The following is a 22,785-nucleotide window of genomic DNA, read 5'->3' as shown; positions in this document are numbered from 1 at the left end:
TCTCCTGGGTCGAGTGCTAATCATTGGCGTTAGCACTCGGAAGGTGAGAGTGCTACGAGGACCGAGCACGGCGAGGCCGCCGACCCGGGTGGGGCAAGGAACCACGCGGAACGCGGAGGCCGTCCGTCGCGGGCGTCGGCGCGGTCCTGGAGCGTTATCCACCCCATGTCCGGGAGGACCACTTCACATGGCCAAGATCATCGCGTTCGACGAGGAGGCCCGGCGCGGTCTCGAGCGCGGCATGAACCAGCTCGCTGACGCCGTCAAGGTCACCCTCGGCCCCAAGGGCCGTAACGTCGTCCTCGAGAAGAAGTGGGGCGCCCCCACGATCACCAACGACGGTGTCTCCATCGCCAAGGAGATCGAGCTCGAGGACCCGTACGAGAAGATCGGCGCCGAGCTGGTCAAGGAAGTCGCCAAGAAGACGGACGACGTCGCCGGCGACGGCACGACCACCGCCACCGTCCTCGCCCAGGCGCTCGTCCGCGAGGGTCTCCGCAACGTCGCCGCCGGCGCCAACCCGATGGCCCTCAAGCGCGGCATCGAGAAGGCCGTCGAGGCCGTCTCCGGCGCCCTGCTCGACCAGGCGAAGGAGGTCGAGACGAAGGAGCAGATCGCCTCCACCGCCTCCATCTCCGCCGCCGACACGCAGATCGGCGAGCTCATCGCCGAGGCGATGGACAAGGTCGGCAAGGAAGGCGTCATCACCGTCGAGGAGTCCCAGACCTTCGGTCTGGAGCTGGAGCTCACCGAGGGCATGCGCTTCGACAAGGGCTACATCTCGGCGTACTTCGCCACCGACATGGAGCGTATGGAGGCGTCGCTCGACGACCCGTACATCCTCATCGTCAACTCCAAGGTCTCGTCCGTGAAGGACCTGATCCCGCTCCTCGAGAAGGTCATGCAGTCCGGCAAGCCGCTGCTGATCATCGCCGAGGACGTCGAGGGCGAGGCGCTCTCCACCCTGATCGTCAACAAGATCAAGGGCACCTTCCGCTCCGTGGCCGTCAAGGCCCCGGGCTTCGGCGACCGCCGCAAGGCCATGCTCCAGGACATCGCCATCCTCACCGGCGGCACGGTCATCTCCGAGGAGGTCGGCCTCAAGCTGGAGTCGGCCGGTCTCGACCTGCTGGGCCGCGCCCGCAAGGTCGTCATCACCAAGGACGAGACCACCATCGTCGACGGTGCCGGTGACAGCGAGCAGGTCGCGGGCCGCGTGAACCAGATCCGCGCCGAGATCGAGAACAGCGACTCCGACTACGACCGCGAGAAGCTCCAGGAGCGCCTCGCGAAGCTCGCCGGCGGCGTGGCGGTCATCAAGGCCGGTGCCGCGACCGAGGTCGAGCTCAAGGAGCGCAAGCACCGCATCGAGGACGCCGTGCGCAACGCCAAGGCGGCCGTCGAGGAGGGCATCGTCGCCGGCGGTGGCGTGGCCCTGCTCCAGGCGTCCAGCGTCTTCGAGAAGCTGGAGCTGGACGGCGACGAGGCCACCGGTGCCGCGATCGTCAAGCTCGCCCTGGAGGCCCCGATCAAGCAGATCGCGGTCAACGCCGGCCTTGAGGGCGGCGTCGTGGTCGAGAAGGTGCGCAACCTGACCCCGGGTCACGGCCTCAACGCCGCGACCGGCGAGTACGTCGACCTGGTCGCCGAGGGCATCATCGACCCGGCCAAGGTGACGCGCTCCGCGCTGCAGAACGCCGCGTCGATCGCCGCGCTCTTCCTCACCACCGAGGCCGTCATCGCCGACAAGCCGGAGAAGGCCGCGGGCCCGGCCGGCGGCGGCATGCCGGGCGGTGACATGGACTTCTGATCCCCAGGGATCGGTGGTTCATCGCTGAACGCGAACCGAGGGCGGCACTCCCCACGAGGGGGTGCCGCCCTCGGCGCGTTCCGGCCCTCGGCACGTTCCGGCCCTCGGCACGTGACGGCCCTCAGCGCGTGACGGCCCTCAGACGACCGGCCGGACGAGCGCCTTGGCGAGCGGTTCGCCGGTGCGGCGGGCGTACGCGACGCGGGCCTTCACCTCGGCGAGGGTGCGGGGCCGGTAGCCGGGGCCGCAGCCCTGGCAGCAGCTGGTGCGGAACCGCACCCCCGCGTGCAGCAGCACGGAGAGCACCCGCCACGCCTCGTCGTCCCGCCGCTTCGGCGGCTGGAACGCGGTGCCGACCCCCACCATCGGCTCGCCGCAGCGCGGACACCGGTGCTCGGGCCCGTGCTCGTACCCCTGCTTGTACGAGCCCCGGCACGGCAGGCACACGTACGAGGACCTGTTGACTCCCATGGGGGGCAGGGTAGGGGCGGCCGGAGCGGTCCCGCCCGCGATTTCCGCGCCCGCCGTCGGACGGGGACCCGCCGCTTCTCTCCTACGGGCGGCGGAAGAGTCCCGTCCAGAGGAAGCTCCTGCCGAAGCGCAGGGAGTCGGCGGGTTCGTCGTGCATGCGGCGGAGTTCGAGCGGGGTCAGGTGGTCGGCGAAGAGGGTGCGGAGGTCCGTGTCCGTGTAGGCGAGGCCGCCTTCCAGGGCGCCGGCGCGGTAGAAGTCGGCGTCGGGGCGCTCCGAGCCCATGCCGCCCTCGCCCGCCGCGAAGGCCGTCAGGGCGAAGTGGCCGCCGGGGGCGAGGACGCGGTCGAGGAGGGCCAGGTAGCTGACGCGGCGGTGCGGGGGCAGGTGGTGGAGGCAGCCGGAGTCGTAGACGAGGTCGTACGGGCCCTCGACCGTGCCGGGCGCGAAGGCGTTGCCGCAGGTGAAGCGGATGGTCTCGACGCCGTTCTGCCGGGCACGTTCCTGCGCCCAGCCGATGGCCGTCGCCGAGAGGTCGACCGCGTCCACCGTGTAGCCGAGCGAGGCGAGGTACAGGGCGTTGCGGCCCGGGCCGCAGCCCAGGTCGAGGGCGCGTCCGCCGCCCTGGAGCAGGCCCCGTTCCGCGTACGCCGCCAGGTTCTCGTCCGGCTTCGGGACGAAGAACGGCACCGGCCGCTCCCGGTCCGCGTAGAAGCCGTCCCACCACTCCGCGCCGCCCTCCGTCCACCGGTCCGCACCGGGCGCGAACAGCCCGTCCAGCAGGGTCAGGACGTCCTCGACCGTGCGGATGTTCCGGTCCGTCTTCGGCACCGTCTGCTCCATGTGGATCTCCCCTCGACGTGAGTTCCAGGGTAGGGGGTTGGGCGTCAAATGCCCAGGTCAGAGAGGGTGTTGGGGGTGGCGGGGGAGGGGCTGCGAGGGGGCTGGGCGGGGCGTTCGGCGCGGTCGCGGAGCCGTCCCCCGGGAGGGGCCCGGGGGCGCGGCGGAGGGGCCTTCAGGGGGGTGTGAGGGGGCATTGCGCGGGACGACGGGGTGGGTTTTACGGGCGTGGTGACCCGTTCTGAGGGGAGCGGCGGGGCCTCTCGTTCGCCGTCGGCGCATTACGTGCGCCGACGGCGAACTGCTGTCCCGCGGCGGGCCGTTCGGTGGTCGACTGGGGCGCATGGAGATTCTGGTGCTGGGCGGTACGGCTTGGGTGGGCCGCGAGGTGTCGCGGCGGGCGTTGGCGCGGGGGCACGCGGTGACGTGTCTGGCGCGGGGGGAGAGCGGGGAGGTGGCCGCGGGGGCGCGGCTGGTGGTGGCGGACCGGCGGGAGCCGGGGGCGTACGACGGGCTGCTCGACCGGGAGTGGGACGCCGTGGTCGAGGTGTCGTGGCAGCCGGGGTTCGTCCGGGGGGCGCTCGACGCGCTCGGCGGGCGGGCCCGGCACTGGACATACGTGTCGTCCGGGAACGTGTACGCCTCGCAGGCGGAGATCGGGGCGGACGAGTCCGCGGAGATCCTGCCGCCGACCGAGCTGGCCGAGGTCGGGCGGGAGCTGTACGGGGAGGCCAAGGCGGCCTGCGAGCTGGCGTCGGTCGCCGCCGTCGGGGACCGGCTGCTGATCGCGCGGGCGGGGCTCATCGGCGGGCCCGGTGACGTCAGTTGCCGGACCGGATACTGGGCGGCCCGGGCCGCGCGGGAGCCGGAGGCGCCGATGCTGGTGCCGGACGAGCCGATGCTGCCGACGCGGGTGATCGACGTGCGGGACCTCGTCGACTGGATCCTCGACTCGGCGGAGAAGGGGCTGGCGGGCACCTTCGACACGGTGGGCCGGAACGTGCACCTGGGTGAGTGGATCGCGCTCTCGCGCGAGGCCGCGGGGCACACCGGGACGGTCGTGCCGGCCGCGTCGGCGTGGCTGCTGGAGCAGGGGGTCGAGGAGTTCATGGGGCCCGAGTCGCTGCCGCTGTGGATCGTGGCGGAGGACTGGGCCGGCTTCCAGGCGCGCACGGGTGCTGCCGCCGCTGCCGCCGGGCTGCGGCAGCGGCCCTCCGCCGAGACGATCGCCGACACGCTGGCCTGGGAGCGGGAGCAGGGGCTCGACCGGGAGCGCCGGGCCGGCCTCAGCCCGGCGCGCGAGGCCGAACTGCTGGCCCTGTTGACTGCCTAGTCAGGGCGCGACCAGGGCCGGGTCCTGGTCCGAGCGGCGCAGGGCGTCGGTGACGAAGCCGTTCCTCTTCAGCTCCTCGACGAGGGAGCGGAGGTAGGCGACCGTCTCCGGCGCCCGGTCCGCCGTGGTGCCCACCGCCTGCCGGATCTCCATGAACCGGCCGTCGATCAGGCGGACTTCGGGGTGGGCGGCGACATAGGCGGCCATCGGCTGGCGGATGCCCGCGCCGGCCTCCAGGTCGAGGGTGCGGAAGGTGTCGACGCCCTCCGCGCCCCGGACGACGGTGGCGTGGGCGAGGGCGCGGGTGAGGTGGAGGTCGTACGCCGAGCCCTGTTTGACGCCGACGCGGACGCCGGGGGTGTCCACCTCGTCGACGCTGGTGAGCGGCGAGTCGCGGGGGACCGCGTAGACGCCCTCGATGACGACGTACGGGGCGGTGAACGCGACCTCCTTCTCGCGGGCCGGGTCCACGGCGAGGAAGCAGAGGTCGGCGCGGCCGTCGGCCATCGCCTCGAAGGACTTGCGCGCCGCGTCGAAGCAGACCGTCTCCACGGAGAGCCCGAGCCGCCGGCCGATCTCGCGGGCGAGGTCGACCGTGATGCCGGCGGGCGCCTCCGGCGTGCCCTGGGCGAGCACCGGGTTCCCGAGGTTGATGGAGGCCCGCAGGATCCCGGTGGGGGCGAGGTCGGCGGCGATCGCGGCGATGTCGTGGTGCGTGGTCGTCATGACTGCGGAGCCTACGGGGGGAATGGCCGGGTGTGGCCGAATTCCGCAGAGAGGTGAGCGAATGATTTCGGCCATGTGCACGTGCTTTCGGAGGCGGGCGGTCCATATGGGGGTGATCATTCCGGATGGGCTGACGGCGAGCGCGGCGTGGCTGATTCACCATCCCTGACCTCGGGGTTCTCGCATGCGGGACACGAAGATCGAGGTTGGTCTAGACATTTATTCCGAGCGGCGGGTAGGTTGCGGACCGCGAGTTCTCGTGAACGTTTGCACGACCCGGAAAATCCGTCTCCACTTTGTGAGGGATCCAATGGTCAAGGCAATTGTCGGAATGGCGGACCGTGTACTCGGACGCGTTCTCCGCGAGGAGAGCGCCGAGGCGTACTGCGCCTGCCCCGCGGGCGGCAGCAGCTGGTGCTCCGGCTCCACGCTCTACGTCAAGGTCTGCTGTTCCTGGAACTGCGCGGCGGCGCCCACCTGCGTCACCAAGTCCTACCCGGGCGACTGCTGACCGGGCCTTTCGCGCCCTTCGGTGAGAAGACCCGCCCCCGGGCGCCGCGCGCCGGCCCGGGGAGGGGCCCGCCGGCCCGTCCGACGGAGGAAGCACCGTGACCGACTCCCTGATCCTCGCCGTGCGGTGCGTCGTGGCCGTCGTCCTCGCCGCCTCCGCGCTGGGGAAGGCGCGCGCCCCCGGGGACTTCCGTGCGACCGTGCGGGACATGCGGGTCGTGCCCGCGCGGCTGACCGGCGCGGTCGCCGTGGCGGTGCCCGTCCTGGAGGCGGGCCTCGCCGCCGCCGTCTGGGTGCCCGCCCTCACCACCTGGGCCTTCGCCGTCTCCTTCGGCCTGATCGCGGCCTTCACCGCGGCCCTGGTCTCGGTCCTCCGCCGGAAGATCGACACCTCCTGCTCCTGCTTCGGCGCCTCCCGCACCCGGGTCGGCCCCGCGCACCTCGTCCGCAACGCCGTCCTCCTCGGGGCGACCGCCGCCGGCTTCCTCGCCGCGCTCGCCGCGGGCGGGCCGGGATCCGTCCCGGCGGCCGGCTCCCTCGACCTCGGCGGGGTGCTCGTCAGCCTCCTCGGCGCGGTCTGCGTGAGCGCGCTCGTCCTCTCCACGGACCTGCTCGCCGACGTCTTCTCCGCGCCGAACGGAACGAACGGGCCGACCGGGCCGAACGGAGCAAACGCACCAGATGCACCAAACGCAACGAACGGAACCAGTCGGCGGACCTCCTGAGTCCGCCGCGAAACCAAGCGAGGCCCTTTCCATGCTTGTCGCCGCCGTCGTGCTGATCGGTTGTCTCTCCGTCTTCAATCTCTTCCTGCTGCTCGCCCTCGCACGCCGCGTTTCCGGATCCTCCGGTCGTTCCGGTGACGGCGCATACGTCTCCGACGCTCCGGAGAACAAGCTTCCCGACGGTTCCCCCGTCCCCGAATTCCGCACCCACACGCATTCCGGAGAGGAGATCGACCGGAATTCCGTCGCGAACGGATCCGTCATCGGATTCCTCTCCACGACCTGCGGGCCCTGCGTCGAGCAGGCACCGGAATTCGCCCGCATGGCGAAGGACTTCCCGGGTGGCCGGGATCATGTGCTCGTCTTCCTCAAGGGCGGCGGCCCCGAACGGCAGCGGATGATCGACCTGCTCGATCCCGTCGCCCGGGTCGTCACCGAGGCCGCCGGCTCCGAGGGCGCCTCCGCCTCCTTCGGCATCGTCCGCTGGCCCAGCTACCTCGACGTCGACGCCGAGGGCCGGATCAGCGACCGCGGCCAGGTCGCCCCCGCCGCCCCGACGGCCGCCGCCTCCCGGTGAAGCAGCCGAGGGCGGAGGTGCTCGGGGCCGGGCGGACCGCCGCCGGGCTCGCCTGGCGGGCCGGGCGGGGCGCGCTCGTGCTCCACCTCGCGGGCAGCGTCGTCGCGGGCCTGCTGCCCGCCGCCGCCGCGCTCCTCGTCCGCGAACTCTTCGACGCGATCACCCAGCACCGGCCCACGGACGCCCTGGTCCGCGTCGCCGTCCTCCTCGTGGCGGTCAGCCTCGGCATCGCGCTCGTCCCCGCCGTCACCGACTTCCTCCGCGAACAGCACGCCCGGCGGGTCCAACTCCGCGTCCAGGACGAGCTGTTCGAGAGTGTCAACCGGCTGCCCGGGCTGCGGTACTTCGAGAACCCGGCCTTCCAGGACGAGCTGCGGCTCGCCCAGGAGGCCGGCTCCTCCGCGCCCGGCATGCTGATCGGCTCGGTCGTCGGCGGCGTCCAGGCGCTGGTGACCTTCCTCGGCTTCCTGATCACGGTCTGCGTCCTCAACCCGCTGCTCGGCGCGCTCACCGTCGTCATGGCGCTGCCGACCTTCCGCACCCAGCTCACCGCGGGCCGCCGCCGGGCCGCCGTCATCCGGGACATCGTGGCGCGCAGCCGCCGCCAGATGTTCTACGCGAGCCTGCTCACCGACACCGACGCGGTGAAGGAGATCCGGCTCTTCGGACTCCAGGACCACTTCAAGGACCGGGCGCGGGCCGAGCTGGTGGCCGCCTCCGAGGCCGAGCGCCGCACCGAACTCCGTAACCTGGTCAGGGGAGTCGGGCCGTCCGTGCTCGGCGTCGCCGTCTACGGCGCGGGGCTCGTCTGGGTCGTCCGGGCCGTCGGCGCGGGCACCCTCTCCGTCGGCGACGTCTCCGTCTTCCTCGCCGCCACCGCCGCCATCCAGACCGGCGTCGGCCAGCTCGCGAACACCGGCAGCAACGCCTACCAGGCCCTCCTCACCTTCGTCTCCTACCGGGCCCTGCGCGACCTCGCCCCGGACCTGCGGCAGCCCGACGGCCCGGTCGAGCGGCCCGCGCCGCTGCGCTCCTCGATCACCTTCGAGAACGTCTGGTTCCGGTACGACGACACCTCGCCGTGGGTGCTGCGCGGGGTCGACCTGACGCTCGCCGCGGGCGAGGCCACCGCGCTCGTCGGACTGAACGGCGCCGGGAAGAGCACCCTGGTGAAGCTGCTCTGCCGGCTGTACGACCCGACCGAGGGCCGCATCCTGTGGGACGGCACCGACATCCGCCGCTTCACCCCGGACGAGTACCGCCGCCGGATCGGCGTGGTCTTCCAGGACTACTGCCGGTACGACCTGACCGCCGGCGAGAACGTCGGCCTCGGGCGGCTCGACCGGGCCGGCGACACCGCCGCGGTCACCGGGGCGGCGCGGGCCGCCGGCGTCCACGACCGGCTCGACCGGCTGCCGGCCGGCTACGAGACCCTCCTCAGCCGGATCTTCGTCCCGGACGGCGAGCAGGGCGGCGCCGGAGGCCAGTCGCTCTCCGGCGGCGAGTGGCAACGGGTCGCCGTGGCCCGGGCGTTCATGCGCGCCGACGCCGACCTGATGATCCTCGACGAGCCCAGCGCCGGTCTCGACGCGGAGGCCGAGAAGGAGATCCACGACAGCCTGCGCACCCTGCGGGACGGCGCGACCGGGGTGGTGATCTCGCACCGGCTGAGCGCGGTCCGCGACGCCGGCCGCATCGTCGTCCTCGGCGACGGCCGGGTCGTCGAACAGGGCACCCACGAGACGCTGATGGAGCGGGGCGGCCGGTACGCGGAGCTGTTCACGCTGCAGGCGGACGGCTACCGTTCGGACGCGCCGGGCGCGGTGCCGGTGTCCTGAGGAGGGGTGACGCGAACGTGTACGTGTTCCTGGGCATCGCCTGCGGCCTGGCCCTGCTCCTGGTGCTGCTGCGCCGTTTCCTGTCCCGGCTCCGGATCGACGGGCCGAGCATGCTGCCGGCGCTGCGGGACGGCCAGCGGGTCCTCGTCGTCCGGACGGGCGCCGCCCGGCTGCGTACCGGCCGGATCGTCCTCGTCGCCCCGCCCGAGGGGCTCGTCCGGCCCCGCCGGGGCGCGGACCCGGCCGCCCGCCCGCCGCTGGTGGTGAAGCGGGTCGCCGCGCTGGCCGGCGAGCCGGTCCCGCCCGAGGTGTGCGCGGCCGCCGGCGTCGCGGAGGGCGCGCTCGTCCCGCCGGGCCGGATCGCCCTCCTCGGCGACAACCCGGCCTTCAGCACGGACTCCCGGTACTGGGGCCTGCTGCCGGTGTCCAGCGTCGTCGGCGTCGTCCTCGACCCGGCGGCGTAGCCGGTCTCGTCCTTGTCCGCCTCCCGGAGCATCGCCAGGATGTCCCGCTCGACGTCCGACGGCAGGTCCACCTCCTCGCTCGGCAGCTCCTCCGCCGCCCGCCCGCCAGCTGGGCATGTCCGTACGCACCTACCGGAAGCACCTGGCCGCGATCACGCGCCGGCTGGGCGCGGCGAACCGGGTGGAGGCGGCGGCCCCGTCCCTCGGAGTCGTACAGGAAGGGGTCGTGCGGTGTCCGGGCGTCAGACCTTCACGGGCTCGGGCTCCGGCTCGGGGGTGGGGCCGCCGGCGGCCACCGGTTCGGGGGTCGCGTCCGCCTCGGGGTCCACGTCGAACTCCTCGATCATCGCGCGGCTGAAGCCCCAGAAGTAGGTGGCGACGAAGCCGACGGCATAGCCGACGAGCAGGCCGCCCGCGTAGATCGCGATGGTGGGGCCGAGGCCCTTGTCGCCGTCGAGGAGCGGGAAGAGGGCCCAGCCGGACGGGCCGATGGCGGTGGAGCCGACCTTGTCGCCCAGCATGCTGAAGAGGCCGACGAAGCCGCCGCCGAACGCGCCGCCGACGCAGGCGGTGACGAAGGGGCGGCCCAGCGGCAGGGAGACGCCGTAGATCAGCGGCTCGCCGACGCCGAGGAAGCCGGCCGGGAGGGCGGACTTGATGGTGCGGCGGATGGAGCCGTTGCGGGGCAGCCGCAGGTAGACCGCCATGGCCGCGCCGACCTGGCCCGCGCCCGCCATCGCCAGGATCGGCAGGAGGACGGTGTAGCCCTGCTGCTCGATCAGGGTGGTGTGGATCGGGATGAGGGCCTGGTGGAGGCCGAGCATCACCAGCGGGAGGAAGAGGCCGCCGAGGAGGAAGCCGGCGCCGGCGCCCGCGTTCTCCAGGAGCCAGTTGGCGAAGTCGCCGATCGCCTGCGAGACCTCGCCCGCGAGGAACATCAGGCCGAAGATCGTGACCAGGCCGGAGACGAGCACGGTGAGCGTCGGGGTGACCAGGACGTCCAGGGACTCCGGCACCCAGCGGCGGCACCACTTCTCCACGTACACGGCGAGGACGGCCGCGCCGAGCGCGCCGAGGACGCCGCCCTGGCCGGGGGAGAGGGCCTGGCCGAAGACCTCGATCTTCGCCACACCCGCGTAGACGATGATGGCGGCGACCGCGCCGCCGAGGATCGGGGTGCCGCCGAACTCCTTCGCCGTGTTGTAGCCGACGAAGACCGCGATGAGGGCCATGAAGCCGCTCGCGACGGCGGCGAGCGCGGGGGTGACGCCGGGCAGCCAGCCGAGGTTGACCAGCAGGCCGTTGAGGCCGGCGATGATGCCGCAGCCGATGAGGGCGGGGATCAGCGGGACGAAGATGTTCGCGATCTTCCGGAGGAAGAGCTTGAAGGGGGTCGCGTTCCTCGCCTTCCGCTCCGCCTTGAGGGCGGCGCCCCGGTCGGCCAGCTCCTCGGCGGAGTGCGCGGGCACCGCCACGGCCGGCACGGCCGCCTCGGCCACCAGGGCCTCGAACGCGGGGGTCACGCGGGCGACCGTGCCGGGGCCGAGGACGATCTGGTACGTGTCGTCCTCCACCACACCCATCACGGACGGCAGGGCCTTCAGGGCCTCGTCCTGGACGAGCGAGCGGTCGCGCAGGCCCAGCCGGAGGCGGGTCATGCAGTGGGCCACGGAGTCGATGTTCCCGGCGCCGCCGACGAGGGGGAGGATCGCGGCGGCGATGGCGCGGTTCTTGTCGTCTGTGCTCATGTGCGGTGGTGCCTTGCTGTGAGGGGAGGGGCGAGGGGGGCCTCAGGGTGCGGTCGCGTGCAGCGCCGCGCGCAGATGGCCGCGGGAGTCCTTCAGCCGCTGCGCCGCGGTGGCGGCGTCGACGTCGGCGAGGAGGATCAGGATGGCGTTCTTCACCTCCCCCTCGGCGGCGGTGAGGGCGGCCTCGATCTGCTCGTCGGGGGCGCCGGTCGCGAGCGCGACGATGCGGCGCGAGCGGGCCTGGAGCTTCTCGTTGGAGGCGCGGACGTCGACCATGAGGTTCCCGTAGGTCTTGCCGAGCCGGATCATGGTGATCGTCGAGATCATGTTGAGGACCAGCTTCTGGGCCGTGCCGGCCTTCAACCGGGTGGAGCCGGTGAGCAGTTCGGGGCCGGTGACGACCTCGATGCCGTGCTCGGCGGCGGCCGCGAGCGCGCTGTCCGCGTTGCAGGACAGGCCGATGGTGAGCGCCCCGGCGGCGCGGGCGTGCTCGACGGCGCCGATGGCGTACGGGGTGCGGCCGGAGGCGGAGACGCCGACCACGGTGTCGTCGGGGCCGACGCCGAGGGCGTCGAGGTCGGCGGCGGCGAGCTCCTTGGAATCTTCAGCGCCCTCGACGGCCTGGACCATGGCCGAGGGGCCGCCCGCGATCAGGCCGACGACCTGGGAGGGGTCGGTGGCGAAGGTCGGCGGGCACTCGCTGGCGTCGAGGACGCCGAGCCGTCCCGCGGTGCCGGCGCCCAGGTAGAGCAGCCGGCCGCCGCGGGCCATCCGCTCGGCGGTGGCGTCGATGGCGGCGGCGATCGCGGGCAGCTGCCGGGCCACGGCGGCGGGCACGCTCTGGTCCTCGCCGTTCATGGTGCGGGCGATCTCCAGGGTGGACAGCCGGTCGATCTCGGCCAGTTCGGGACGGTACGCCTCGGTGGTGAGGGTGGCCAGCTGGGCGCGGAGTTCGGAGTACGTGGTGGACACGGTGGGCTGCTTTCTTCCCTGGTTCAGCGGGCGGTTCGGGGCGAGTGGCGGTGGGCGAGGGCCTCGTACGAGGCCGCGAGGGCAGGGGCCGCGGTCTCGTACGTGCGCTGGGTGACGCAGGTGAACAGACAGTCCACGACCAGGAGTTGGCTGGTGCGGGAGGACATGGCGGCCGGTCTCAGCTCGCTCTCGCGGGCGGTGGAGGTGGTCAGCACGTGGTCGGCGTACTGGCTGACCGGGCCGTCCGGGCGGCCGGTGATGGCGACCGTGGTGGCGCCGTGCTCGAAGGCGACCCGGAGCGGTTCTATGACGTCGCCGGTGGAGCCGGAGTGGGTGATGGCGAGGGCCACGTCGCCGGAGCGGAGCTGCACGGCGTTGGTGACGGCGAGGTGCGGGTCGCCGTGGGCGTGGGCGATGAGGCCGATCCGGAGCAGCTTCTGCACGAGGTCCTGGGCGACGAGACCGGAGGCGCCGACGCCGTACACGTCGATGCGGCGGGCGGTGGCGCAGGCGGCGGCGACGGCGCCGAGCTGGACGGTGTCGAGCGCGGCGGCGGTGTCGGCGAGGGTCTGCCGCTCGTCGTGGGCGAGCTTGGCGACGACGTCGGCGACGGGGTCGTCGACGGCGATGTCGGCGGTGACGGAGGGCGCGCGGCCGGACTGCTGCTGGGCGGCGAGCCCGGCGAGGGCGAGCCGCAGGTCGCGGTAGCCGGGGTAGCCGAGGAGGCGGGCGGTGCGGACGACGGTGGCCTCGCTGGTGCCGGTCAGTTCGGCGAGGCCGGTGACCGTGAGGGCGGCGCAGCCGGCGGGGTCCCCGGCGACGGCCTCGGCGACCCGCTGCATGGAGCGGGTCATGGAAGGGGAGAGGGTCCGTACCTTGGCGGCGAGCGCGGCCGGCGCCGGGGGCGCCTCGCTGCTGAAAGTTTCCTTCACGTCATGGGTCACACCTGAAAGATACTTTCAAGAATGCGGGCCGGACAAGAGCCCGTAGGGCCCGGAGCAGCGGGAGGGGAAGGGGACCTTCGTCCCCCCGCCCCTCTCGGTGGACAATGGCCCCATGGACGACATCGACCCCGTGGAGCAGGCGCTGCACGCCGCTCGCGCGCTGGTGCTGGCCGACCTCGCGGCCCGTGACGTGGCCGCCGCGCAGGTCGTGTCGATGGTGGAGGACGCGGTGACGCACCGCCGCTGGTGGGTCGAGCAGTGGCCCGAGGGCGTGGAGTACGTGGCGGGCCTGGTCGCCCAGGACGTCCAGGACGCCCTCCTGGAGGCGTACGGCCGCTGGCCCCTCTGCCCCGTCTGCTCCTCCGGGGACCCCCACGCCCTCGACGTCGAACCGGAACTGGGCCCGGACCCCCACTGGGTCTGCGGCAAGCAGGGCGTGGTGGTGGCCCGGGTGGGCGGGCTGACGTGAGCGCGGGCGCGAGAACCGGCACGGGCGTCGGTACGGGCGGGCGGTCCGGCGCGGGGGTCGGTACGGGCGGGCGGTCCCCGTTCCGCGTGGGAGCCGCCCGCGGCACGGGGCTCCGCCGGTGACCCTCTACATCGACCCGCCGACCTGGCCCGGCCACGGCCGCATGTGGTCCCACCTGGTCAGCGACGTCTCCTTCGACGAACTCCACGCCTTCGCGGCCGACCTCGGCGCCCCCGCGCGCGGCTTCGACCGCGACCACTACGACATCCCGTCCGACTGGTACGACAAGGCCGTGGCCGCCGGCGCCCTCCCGGTCGGCTCCAAGGAACTCCTCCGCCGCCTCTCGGCGGCGGGCCTCCGCCGCCCGAAGGGGCGGCCGGAGGAGTGGCCGGAGGGCTGAGGGGCAGGTCAGCCCTTGCGTTCGGAGGACAGTTCCGCCGCCTCCGCCGGCGCGCCCTGGGCGCCCATCACCACGCGGGACTTCGCCGGGCGGGTCAGGCGGAGGGAGACCGCTGCCGTGGCGAGGGCGAGGAGGGTCATGGCGGCGCCCGCCCAGGCGGGGGAGGCGTAGCCGAGGTTCGCGTCGATGACGGTGCCGCCGAGCCAGGGGCCGCCGGTGTTGCCGAGGTTGAAGGCGGCGGTGGTGGTGGCGCCGGCCAGGGTGGGGGCGGCGCCGGCGACGTTGAACATGCGGGCGTTGAGGGCGGGGGCCGTGTAGAAGGCCGAGACGCCCAGGAGGAAGGCCAGGGTGATGGTGGCCGCCGGGGTGGCGGCGAAGAGGGCCAGGGCCACCAGGAAGACGGTGGAGGCGGTGATGCCGGTGAGGAGGACGCCGAAGAGGTGGGCGTCGGCGACGCGGCCGCCGATCGTCGTGCCGATCAGGGCGCCGATGCCGAAGAGGGCCAGGACGCCGGAGACCCAGCCCTCGTCGAGGCCCGAGACGTCGGTGAGGAGCGGGGCCAGGTAGGAGAAGGCGCAGAAGACGCCGCCGGCGGCGAGGGCGGTGACCACGATCGAGAGGAGGACCTGGCGGTCGCGGTAGATCGTGAGCTCCTGGCGGAGGCGGGGCTTCGTCTCCGGGAGGGGGATGTGCGGGATGCGGGTGACGACGCCGACCAGGGCGATCGCGGAGGCGGCGCCCACGGCCCAGAAGGCGGAGCGCCAGCCCAGGTGCTCGCCGAGGAAGGCGCCGGCGGGGACGCCGAGGACGTTGGCGATGGAGAGGCCGCCGATCATGACGGCCATGGCGCGGGCCCGGGAGCTCTGCGGGACCATCGCGATGGCGACGGCCGCGCCGACGGCCCAGAAGCCGGCGCAGGCGAGCGCGCTGATCACGCGGGACGCGAAGAGGATGCCGTAGCTGGGGGCGAGCGCGCCGGCGATCTGGCCGAGGCCGAAGACGGTGATCAGGGCGATCAGGGTGGTCTTGCGGGGGAGCCGGAGGGTGGCCACGGCGAGCAGCGGGGCGCCGACGACCATGCCGATGGCGAAGGCGGAGATGAGCAGCCCGGCCTGCGGGATGGAGACGTCCATGTCCGCCGCGATGTGTTCCAGGAGACCGGAGAGCATGAACTCGCTCGTGCCGAGCGCGAAGACGGAGAGGCCGAGGATGTAGACGGCCAGGGGCATCCGGGTGGTGGGGGAGGGGGCGGTCGTGGGGGTGGGCTCGGCTGAGGGAGACGGCATGACATGCGTCAACCGGTGGTTCGTCCCTGTCATTCCGGGATTCCGGTTCTTCTCGGGATGCGAGATGTAGCCCCCGGTGACCTGCGGGCTTACGTGCGGTAACAAGATGATCAAGGTCGGCGGCCCTGCCCCTTTTCGATCTTCCGGCGCCGCCGCCCGGCGTGGGATCGTCGCCCCGTAAGCGGCAGCGCCGGCTCACGGGGTGGGGTGAGGACGCCGGCGTACGTCGTGCTGCCTGCTCTCGTCTGTCATGCCCATGCCTGAACCGGACGTCCTCGTGGGGCGGTGCCGCCCGTACCGATCACGAGAACGCAGAGGCACGACCATGTCATTGCTCGGAGACGCCGGCAGACGCCGGCGTCGGATCCGCTCCGCCCTCACCCGGGCCACCAGTACGACGGCGCTCGTCACCGCGTCCGCCGTGCTCACCGGCCTGGTCCAGGCGCCGCCCGCCGCCGCGGACACCACCCCGGAGGTGGACGACGGCCTCTACCGCAACAGCATCGGCGAGGACCGGCGCCTCGACCGCTGTCTCACCGGAGTGGCGCTCCACTTCGGCGGCGCGCAGATGAAGGCCAAGGCCATCGAGGGCCTCACCGGCACGGAGGAGCAGCTCCGCACCGTCGTCGGGGACCTCGCCTGGCTCCCGTACGGCCCCCTCGGCCAGGCCCGTGACGCCGACGAGGACGCCGGCGGCGCCTACGCCACCGCCGTCTACGACCGCAACAAGGCCCTCGAAGCCGCCAACAAGCCGTACGTCGAATCGGCCTGGTCCAGCGACGACATGGAGTGGCACGTCCCCGAATTCGGCAAGGACGTCACCCACTTCACCATGGTCACCCAGAAGGAGATGGCCTGGCGCCTCGGCTGGGACGGGCACACCAACGCCGGCCCCGAGGCCGTCACCCGCGCCCGCGCCGTCGCCGCCGAGAACAACGGCAAGGACGACTGGCACGACTGGGCCGCCGACTGGATGCTCAGGGACGGCGAGGTCAACAACACCGACTGGTGGCGCGGCACCACCGCCAGCGACGTCGCCTCCTACCTCCGGCGCGGCGGCTTCGCCACCGAGGCCCCCGCGAAGGACTCGCCCGCCTACCGGGTCGAGGTCGAGGACCTCAAGCAGGCGTGGGCCGCCTGCGACTTCCAGAACCCCGTCGACCCCCGCCGGATGCTCAACGATCCCGTGATGACCGCCATGGTCGAGTGGGAGCAGGAGTACGCCGGGCAGGCCCCGCAGCGCGCCGTCATCCTCCAGGCCGAGGCCGACGCCGCCGCGGCGACCCGCGAGGCCGCCGACGACATGATCGAGGCCATCGGCCTCGCCTGGCGCGCCGAGCAGATCCTCACCTGGCGCAAGTACTGGCAGGACACGCTCGCCGCCGACCCGGACACCATCCTCGACAAGCCCGACCAGGCGATGTACGACGCGGCGACGGCGGACCTCGCGAAGCTCCGCGCCGACGCCGCGGCCCTGGTCGTCTCGGCGAACGCGCAGGCCGCCAAGGCCGCCACCGCCGCCGGCCGGGCCGCCACCGCGCAGCAGGAGGCGTGGTCCGTCGCCGACACCGCGAAGGTGCCGCGCGGCCGGGGCCTGATGTACGCCCAGCAGTCCGTGCAGGTCGCCCGCGCCTCCTCGGCCGCCACCGCGGCGGCCGCCAAGGCCACCGCCACCGCCAAGGCCGCCGCCGACGCGACGATCGCCGACGCGGAGGCGCTGCTCGCCAAGGCGCAGACCGAGTCGAAGGCGATCAGCACCGAGTTCCGCCGGGTCGCCGCCGAGGAGGCCGCCGCCCAGGCGAAGGCCGCCGCCGACAGCGCCGTCGCCAACGCCACGGCCGCCGCCGAGGCTGCCGACACCGCCGTCGCCGCCCGGACCACCGCCGAGCAGAAGCGGGACAAGGCGCAGGCCGCCGCCGCCACCGCGGCGAGCGAGCGGGCGAAGGCGCAGGCCGAGAAGGCCACCGCCGTCGCCCAGCGGGCCAAGGCCGCCGCCGAGCGCGCCAAGGCCGTCGAGGCGGAGGCGCGCGCCGGTACGCAGAAGACCGCCGCTCAGTCCGCCGACACCGCCGCCGGCACGGCGTCCACCGACGCCACGGCCAAGCGGAAGACCGCCGACGAGAAGGCGGCCGCCGCCCAGGCGGCCCGCGAGAGGGCCGTCGCCGCCCTCCGCGGCAAGCTGGCCACCGCCGCCCGAGCCGCCGCCCTGGAGGCCGCCGCCGCGGCCGCCGAGGGCACGGCCACCGCGGCCGAGACCCGGGCCGCCGCCACCGCGGCACGTACGGCCGCCACCCAGGCCGCGGAGGCCGCGACGGCCGCGCAGACCGCCGCCGACCAGGCCACTGCCGCCGCCGTCACCGCCCGGTCCGCCGCCACCACCGCCGAGGGCGCCGCCCGGCGCGCCGAGGCGAGCGCGAGCAAGGCGTGGGAGGGGTACTACACCTCGCTCGGCGCCGCGTCGACGGCCCGCGCCGCCGCCGCCACCGCCCTCGACGCCTCGCAGGACGCGGCGATCCGCGCGGACAACGCGGCCACCGCCTCGCAGAACGCGACCGCGCTGGCCGCCAAGGCGCAGCAGGAGTCCGCCGCCGCCCGCACCGACGCCGACGACGCGGTGAAGTCCGCGGCCGTCGTCGTCGGCCGCGCCTACGCCGCGGGACAGGCCGCGCTGGCCGCCCGTGACGTGGCCAGGGAAGCGGTCGCCGCAGCCGGCGAGGCGCTCGCCACCGGTACGCCGTACCAGGAGAAGGACGCCTCCGCCGCGTTCGCCGTGCTCGTCGGCCAGTCGTCGAAGACGATCGCCGAACAGCAGGCCGCCGCCGCCGAGGCCAAGGCCGCCGAGGCCGCCCAGGCCGCCGCCGACGCCGAGGCCGCCGCGGCCCAGGCCCAGGGCGACGCGAAGCTCGCCGCCGAGGCCGCCGCCCGCGCCGCCGCCGACTCGGTCCGCGCCGTCGAGGCCGTCACCCGCGCCCAGGCGTCCGCCGCCCGCGCGACCGACGCCCAGGCTGGTGCCAGCACGGCCGCCGAGGCCGCCGCGGGCCACGCCCAGCAGGCCGGGAACGACGCGGCCGGCGCCCGTACGACCGCCGACGAGGCCAATGACGCCGCCGTGGAGGCCGACCGGGAGGCCACCGACGCCGAACGGCACGCCGCAGAGGCACAGGAGAAGGCCGGCCGGGCCGGCGAGGCCGCGGCGGACGCCGCGAAGAAGGCCGCTGACTCCGAACAGGCCGCCGAGGACGCGGAGTCCAAGGCGTCCGACGCCACCGGCGACTCCACCGCCGCCGAGGAGGCGGCGAAGAAGGCCGAGGAGGAGCAGCGGGCGAAGAACGAGGCCGCGCACAAGGACGCGCTGGCCGAGGGCGTCACCCCCATCGAGGGCGGCGCCGACAACTGGCCGGTGCTCGGTGAGCGCGAGGAGAAGATCCTCCTCGACGCCTGCGGCCAGACCTGTGTCGACGACTACCGGGAGGGCATCGCCGCCGTCTCCGTCGACATCGTCAAGTGGGCCACCGACAACGGCGGGCAGATCCTCTTCGAGCAGCTCGACGCCACCAAGGTCAAGCAGTGCCTGGCCGGTTCGGACGTCGAGGAGTGCCTGTGGCAGCTCGTCGACGTCGCCTCGAACGCCGTGATCGTGGGCCGCATGCCCGCGCTCGCCACGGCGGTCGAGCAGGTCTCCGACGGCGTCCGGCGCATCTTTCACGACGCCGACAACGCCCTGCGCCGCCTCAACGAGCTGACCGAGGTCATCCGTGACGCGCGGGAGACCCCGCGCCTCGACCGCTGTCTCACCGGCGTCGCCCTGCACGCCGGCGGCGCGAAGACCAAGGCGAAGGCCATCGAAGGCCTCACCGGCACCGACGAGCAGCTGCGCGCCGTCGTCGGCGACCTCGGCTGGATCAAGCTGATGCCGCTGGGCATCGCCGGCGACCAGGACAAGGTGGCCGGGTACGCGTACCTGGACACCATCGCGGCCCGCAGGGCGATCCTGGAGGACGCCAACCGGCCGTACGCGATGAGCTCCTTCGACGAGGGCATCACCCTGCACGCACCGGAGTTCGGCGCCGACATCCTCGGCTTCACCCACTCCACGCAGGCGAAGCTCATCGACCGCATCGGCTGGGACGGGCACACCAACGCCGGTCCCGAGGCCGTCGCCAAGGCGCGGGAGATCACCGAGCAGAACCGCGGCAAGGACGCCTGGCACGACTTCGCCGCCGACTGGATGCTGCGCGACTCGAACGTCGCCAACACCCGCTGGGCCGGCGGCACCACCGCCGCCGACATCGCCCAGTACCTGCGGCACGGCGGCTTCCCCGCCGGCAAGGTGACCGCCGACAGCCCCGCCTTCCGCGCCGAGGTCGAGCACCTCAAGCAGGCGTGGGCCACCTGCAACCACGCCGACCCGGCCGACCCGCGCAACGCGCTCAGCGAGGCCGCCTCGCAGGCGTCCGTCGAGTGGGAGGCCGAGTACGCCGGCCAGGCCGCGCCGCGCGCGATCATCATGCAGGCCGAGGCGGACGCCGCCGCGGCGACCCGCGCCGCCACCGACAACATGGTGGAGGCCATCGGCCAGGCGTGGCTCGCTGACCAGATCCTGCGCTGGCAGAAGTACTGGCACGACGAACTGGAGCGCGACCCGGACCACATCCTCAAGCCGAAGCAGGCGCTCTTCGACCGGGCGAACACGGACCTCGCCAAGGCCCGCGGCCGCGTCCAGGCACTGAAGACGGCCGCGGCCCAGCAGGCCACCGCCGCCAACGCCGCCTCGGCGCGTGCGGTCACGGCCCAGCAGCAGGCGTGGACCATCGCCGACGCGGCCGAGGTGCCGCGCGGCCGGGGCCTGATGTACGCCCAGCAGTCGGTGCAGGTCGCCCGCGCCTCGGGCGCCGCCGCCACCGCCGCCGCCAAGGCGACGGAGACGGCCCTGAACGCGGCCAACGCCACGGTCTCCACCTCCCAGGCCCTGCTGGCCCTGGCGAAGACCGAGGCGCACGCGGTCAACACCGAGTTCCGCCGCATCGCCGCCCAGGAGGCCGCCGCCCAGGCGAAGGCCGCCGCCGACAGCGCCGACGCGTACGCCACCTCCGCCGCGAACAACGCGGCCGTCGCGAAGAAGGCCAAGGAGGACGCGGCCGCCGCCGAGGAGCGGGCCCGACAGGCCGCCGCCGACGCGCAGCGGACCCGTGCGATCGCCGAGCTGGAGCGTGCCAACGCGGCGGCCTACCGGGCCACCGCCGAGCGCGAGCGGGACATCGCCGCCGGTCACGAGGCCGACGCCGTCGCCCAGGGCCGGATCGCGAGCGACGCTCGCGTCTCCGCCGAGGCGTCCGGCGTGGTCGCCTCCGACCAGCGGAAGGTCGCCGAACAGGCCGAGCGGGACGCGGTCGCCGCACGCGACGACGCCCTGGAGGCCGAGCAGCGGCGCGACTCGCTGATCGCGAAGGCCGAGGCCCTGGAGGCCAACGCCGCCGCCGACGAGGGCACGGAGGCCGCCGAGGCGTCCCGCGCGGCCGCCACCAGCGCCCGCTCCGCCGCGGACACCGCCACCACGGCGGCCACCAACGCGCGCGCGTCGGCGAACGCGGCCACGGCCGCCGCCGTCAACGCCCGCGAGGCCGCCACCAAGGCGCAGGGCGCCGCGTCCCGGGCCCGGGCCGCGGCCGACGCCACCTGGGCGTCGTACCTGGTCGCCGTCGGTGCCGCCTCCACGGCGCACGCGAAGGCGGCCGAGGCCATCGACGCCTCCGAGGCGGCCGCGGCCGACGCCGCGGGCGCCAAGGCGCAGTCCGCCCTCGCGAGCACGGCGGCCAAGACCGCCAAGACCGAGGCGGCCGCCGCCCGTACCGAGGCGCAGCAGACCGCGAACTGGGCGGCGGTGACCGCCGGCAAGGCCCAGGCGGCCGTGGCGTCCTCGCTCGCGGCCGGTGCCTCCGCCGCCGCCGTGACCCGGCCGGCGCAGGACGCGATCGCGCTCGGCACGCCGTACCAGGAGGAGGACAGCTCCGCCGCGTTCGCCGTCCTGACGGGACAGTCGTCCCTGACGGTGGCGCAGCAGCAGGCGGCGATCGCGGCCGCCACGGCCGGTCTCGCCGAGGAGTTCTCCGCCGAGGCGAAGGCGCTGGCCGCGCAGGCCGCGGCCGACGCCAAGGCCGCACAGGCGTCGGCGGAACGCGCCGACGGCTACGCGATGTCGGCCGGCAATGACGCGATGGCGGCGAACTGGGCGGCGAACGACGCCGAGCAGGACGCGATCGCCGCCGACAACGCGGCGACGGAGGCGGAGAAGGACGCCGCCCACGCCCGCGAGGTCGCCACCCAGGCGGAGGCGGACGCGGCCAGCGCCCGCGCCACCGCCGACCAGGCGGAGATCGACGCGTCCGCCGCGGAGAAGGCCGCCGCGGGCGCCCGCGAGGCGGCCGAGGAGGCCCAGGCGGCGGCGGACCGGACGGAGACGACCGGGAACACCGAGCAGATCCAGCAGGGTGTCACCACCGGCATCGGCGGGGTGTGGGCGGTCCTCGACCACATCGAGTACATCGGCGAGCCGCAGAACGTCGTCAAGGAGAACTGCAACCCGATCTACCACGTCGGCGACTGCATCATCACCGCCGACGTCACGTACCGGTCGCACGTCGACCTGTACATGTGCCTGGCCTCGCCGGAGTCGTACACGGGCAGCTGCCCGAACGCCGACACGATCTACCTCGGCCCCGACGTGACCGACGTGAAGACCGAGCGCCTCACGAACGTCATCTCGATGATCGAGTTCAACGCGGGCATCGATCCGGTCGACGTCCTCCTCGGGGACTTCATCGGCTGCGCCAAGCTGATCACCCCGGGTCTGTCGGGCGGCAGCTGGGGCGACTGCGCCTGGGCGGCGAGCTGGTTCGTCGCCGGTGCCCTGTTCAAGGGGGCCAAGGCCGCGATGATGTCGCTGGACGCGGCCGTCAAGACCGGCATCGGCTTCACCGAGGCATGGGTGGCGCTGCGTTCCATCGGTCTGACCGAGGGCGCCATCGCCGGCATCGGCACGAAGATCATCCAGCGGCTGCAGCAGGCGTGCCAGAAGGTCGACAACGTCACCCCGTCGGCCTTCTCCCTCGCCGCCTTCTCCGTCTCCAGCACCTCGGCCAATCCGCAGTGCTGGGTGGAGATGGGCGGTCCGGGCGTCTGGAACATTTCCAAGGAAGGCGGCAAGAGCGCCCGGGCCATTGCCTACGAGTTCCAGATCACGGGAGTTCCGGAAGGCTTCGGCTATCTGCTCAGGAACACGCCGAACCCCAAGGGCGAGCTCAAGCTCGACGGTTACAAGGGGGGCGTTCTCCTGGAGGCCAAGGGACCCGGGTACTCCGCGATGATGAACAGCTACAACAAGACCGTGGTCGAGGTGGACTTCGTCAAGCAGGCGAGGTATCAGGTGGAAGCCGCCCCGAACACGCCGATCACCTGGCACATCGCGGAGGAGGACGTCTACGAGAAGGCCAAGGCGGTCTTCGCGGCGACGGACGACCTCAAGCGGATCACGGTCGTCTACACTCCGCCCACCACACCCTGACCGGCGCGGGGGGGGGGGCGCCCCCGCCCGGGGGCGGGGGGGGCGCGCGCGGAGGCCGGGGGGGCGGCTGGATGTGTCTAATCATCATAATGTCTATTGTTTTGGTAGATCTC

At 73.6% G+C, this 22,785-nt stretch carries 17 protein-coding genes; 10 read left to right on the top strand and 7 right to left on the bottom strand.

Features of this window, described 5'->3' with window-relative positions:
* Positions 1-187 precede the first annotated feature (187 nt).
* On the top strand, positions 188-1,810 hold the full coding sequence (gene groL, locus ACFW1I_RS12530) for a chaperonin GroEL (RefSeq protein ID WP_384669182.1): 1,623 nt from the start codon (positions 188-190) through the stop codon (positions 1,808-1,810).
* A gap of 138 nt (positions 1,811-1,948) precedes the next feature.
* Here groL and ACFW1I_RS12525 read toward each other — a convergent pair whose 3' ends face one another.
* Both ACFW1I_RS12525 and ACFW1I_RS12520 read right to left on the bottom strand, forming a co-directional pair.
* Positions 1,949-2,281, bottom strand: coding sequence for a deoxyxylulose-5-phosphate synthase (locus ACFW1I_RS12525; RefSeq protein ID WP_384669181.1), 333 nt, complete (start codon positions 2,279-2,281; stop codon positions 1,949-1,951).
* Positions 2,282-2,363: 82 nt separating this feature from the next.
* Positions 2,364-3,122, bottom strand: a complete 759-nt coding sequence (locus ACFW1I_RS12520) for a class I SAM-dependent methyltransferase (protein WP_384669179.1) — start codon at positions 3,120-3,122, stop codon at positions 2,364-2,366.
* Between the two features lie 340 nt (positions 3,123-3,462).
* Here ACFW1I_RS12520 and ACFW1I_RS12515 point away from each other — a divergent pair, with 340 nt between their 5' ends.
* Positions 3,463-4,452: an NAD-dependent epimerase/dehydratase family protein gene (locus ACFW1I_RS12515; RefSeq protein ID WP_384669178.1), complete on the top strand. Its 990-nt coding sequence runs from the start codon at positions 3,463-3,465 to the stop codon at positions 4,450-4,452.
* Here ACFW1I_RS12515 and ACFW1I_RS12510 read toward each other — a convergent pair whose 3' ends face one another.
* Positions 4,453-5,178, bottom strand: coding sequence for a transporter substrate-binding domain-containing protein (locus ACFW1I_RS12510; protein WP_384669177.1), 726 nt, complete (start codon positions 5,176-5,178; stop codon positions 4,453-4,455). It abuts the gene before it with no gap.
* A 331-nt stretch (positions 5,179-5,509) separates the two neighbouring features.
* Between ACFW1I_RS12510 and ACFW1I_RS12505 the strand changes: the two genes are divergently transcribed.
* From ACFW1I_RS12505 to ACFW1I_RS12485, 5 genes are all read left to right on the top strand, one after another.
* The gene (locus tag ACFW1I_RS12505; RefSeq protein ID WP_030498261.1) at positions 5,510-5,689 is read left to right on the top strand and encodes a hypothetical protein; all 180 of its coding nucleotides are present in this window, start codon (positions 5,510-5,512) and stop codon (positions 5,687-5,689) included.
* Between the two features lie 97 nt (positions 5,690-5,786).
* Positions 5,787-6,413 carry a MauE/DoxX family redox-associated membrane protein gene (locus ACFW1I_RS12500; RefSeq protein WP_384669175.1) on the top strand — a complete coding sequence of 209 codons (627 nt, stop codon included), beginning with the start codon at positions 5,787-5,789 and terminating at the stop codon, positions 6,411-6,413.
* A gap of 31 nt (positions 6,414-6,444) precedes the next feature.
* The gene (locus tag ACFW1I_RS12495; protein WP_384669173.1) at positions 6,445-6,990 is read left to right on the top strand and encodes a TlpA family protein disulfide reductase; all 546 of its coding nucleotides are present in this window, start codon (positions 6,445-6,447) and stop codon (positions 6,988-6,990) included.
* Positions 6,987-8,828 (top strand): ABC transporter ATP-binding protein, encoded by a 1,842-nt coding sequence (locus tag ACFW1I_RS12490; protein WP_384669171.1) that lies wholly within the window; start codon positions 6,987-6,989, stop codon positions 8,826-8,828. The genes ACFW1I_RS12495 and ACFW1I_RS12490 overlap by 4 nt, the downstream gene beginning before the upstream one ends.
* Positions 8,829-8,845: 17 nt before the next feature.
* Entirely contained in the window at positions 8,846-9,292 is a 447-nt protein-coding gene (locus ACFW1I_RS12485; protein WP_384669169.1) for a S26 family signal peptidase, read from the top strand.
* A 242-nt stretch (positions 9,293-9,534) separates the two neighbouring features.
* On the opposite strand, the gene ACFW1I_RS12480 is transcribed toward ACFW1I_RS12485, so the two are convergent.
* The 3 genes from ACFW1I_RS12480 to ACFW1I_RS12470 are packed head-to-tail and all read right to left on the bottom strand — an operon-like array spanning position 9,535 to position 12,956.
* Positions 9,535-11,040 carry a PTS transporter subunit EIIC gene (locus tag ACFW1I_RS12480; protein WP_384669167.1) on the bottom strand — a complete coding sequence of 502 codons (1,506 nt, stop codon included), beginning with the start codon at positions 11,038-11,040 and terminating at the stop codon, positions 9,535-9,537.
* 42 nt (positions 11,041-11,082) lie between these two features.
* Complete coding sequence (murQ, locus tag ACFW1I_RS12475; RefSeq protein WP_384669165.1) at positions 11,083-12,012, bottom strand: N-acetylmuramic acid 6-phosphate etherase; 930 nt, start codon at positions 12,010-12,012, stop codon at positions 11,083-11,085.
* A 23-nt stretch (positions 12,013-12,035) separates the two neighbouring features.
* Complete coding sequence (locus ACFW1I_RS12470) at positions 12,036-12,956, bottom strand: MurR/RpiR family transcriptional regulator (RefSeq protein ID WP_384669164.1); 921 nt, start codon at positions 12,954-12,956, stop codon at positions 12,036-12,038.
* A gap of 112 nt (positions 12,957-13,068) precedes the next feature.
* Here ACFW1I_RS12470 and ACFW1I_RS12465 point away from each other — a divergent pair, with 112 nt between their 5' ends.
* Both ACFW1I_RS12465 and ACFW1I_RS12460 read left to right on the top strand, forming a co-directional pair.
* Complete coding sequence (locus ACFW1I_RS12465) at positions 13,069-13,425, top strand: hypothetical protein (RefSeq protein WP_031015735.1); 357 nt, start codon at positions 13,069-13,071, stop codon at positions 13,423-13,425.
* A 118-nt stretch (positions 13,426-13,543) separates the two neighbouring features.
* Positions 13,544-13,825: a DUF4031 domain-containing protein gene (locus ACFW1I_RS12460; RefSeq protein WP_384669163.1), complete on the top strand. Its 282-nt coding sequence runs from the start codon at positions 13,544-13,546 to the stop codon at positions 13,823-13,825.
* A gap of 8 nt (positions 13,826-13,833) precedes the next feature.
* Here the strand turns inward: ACFW1I_RS12460 and ACFW1I_RS12455 are convergent, their stop codons facing one another.
* Complete coding sequence (locus ACFW1I_RS12455; RefSeq protein ID WP_384669210.1) at positions 13,834-15,054, bottom strand: Cmx/CmrA family chloramphenicol efflux MFS transporter; 1,221 nt, start codon at positions 15,052-15,054, stop codon at positions 13,834-13,836.
* Positions 15,055-15,436: 382 nt separating this feature from the next.
* On the opposite strand from ACFW1I_RS12455, the gene ACFW1I_RS12450 reads away from it, so the two are divergent.
* The gene (locus tag ACFW1I_RS12450; RefSeq protein ID WP_384669162.1) at positions 15,437-22,672 is read left to right on the top strand and encodes a hypothetical protein; all 7,236 of its coding nucleotides are present in this window, start codon (positions 15,437-15,439) and stop codon (positions 22,670-22,672) included.
* Positions 22,673-22,785: the final 113 nt, after the last annotated feature.

The organism is Streptomyces sp. NPDC058955, assembly GCF_042741435.1.
Taxonomy (GTDB): domain Bacteria; phylum Actinomycetota; class Actinomycetes; order Streptomycetales; family Streptomycetaceae; genus Streptomyces.
The sequence above is the reverse complement of the archived record's forward strand: the minus strand, read 5'-3'. Positions and strand labels throughout refer to the sequence as shown.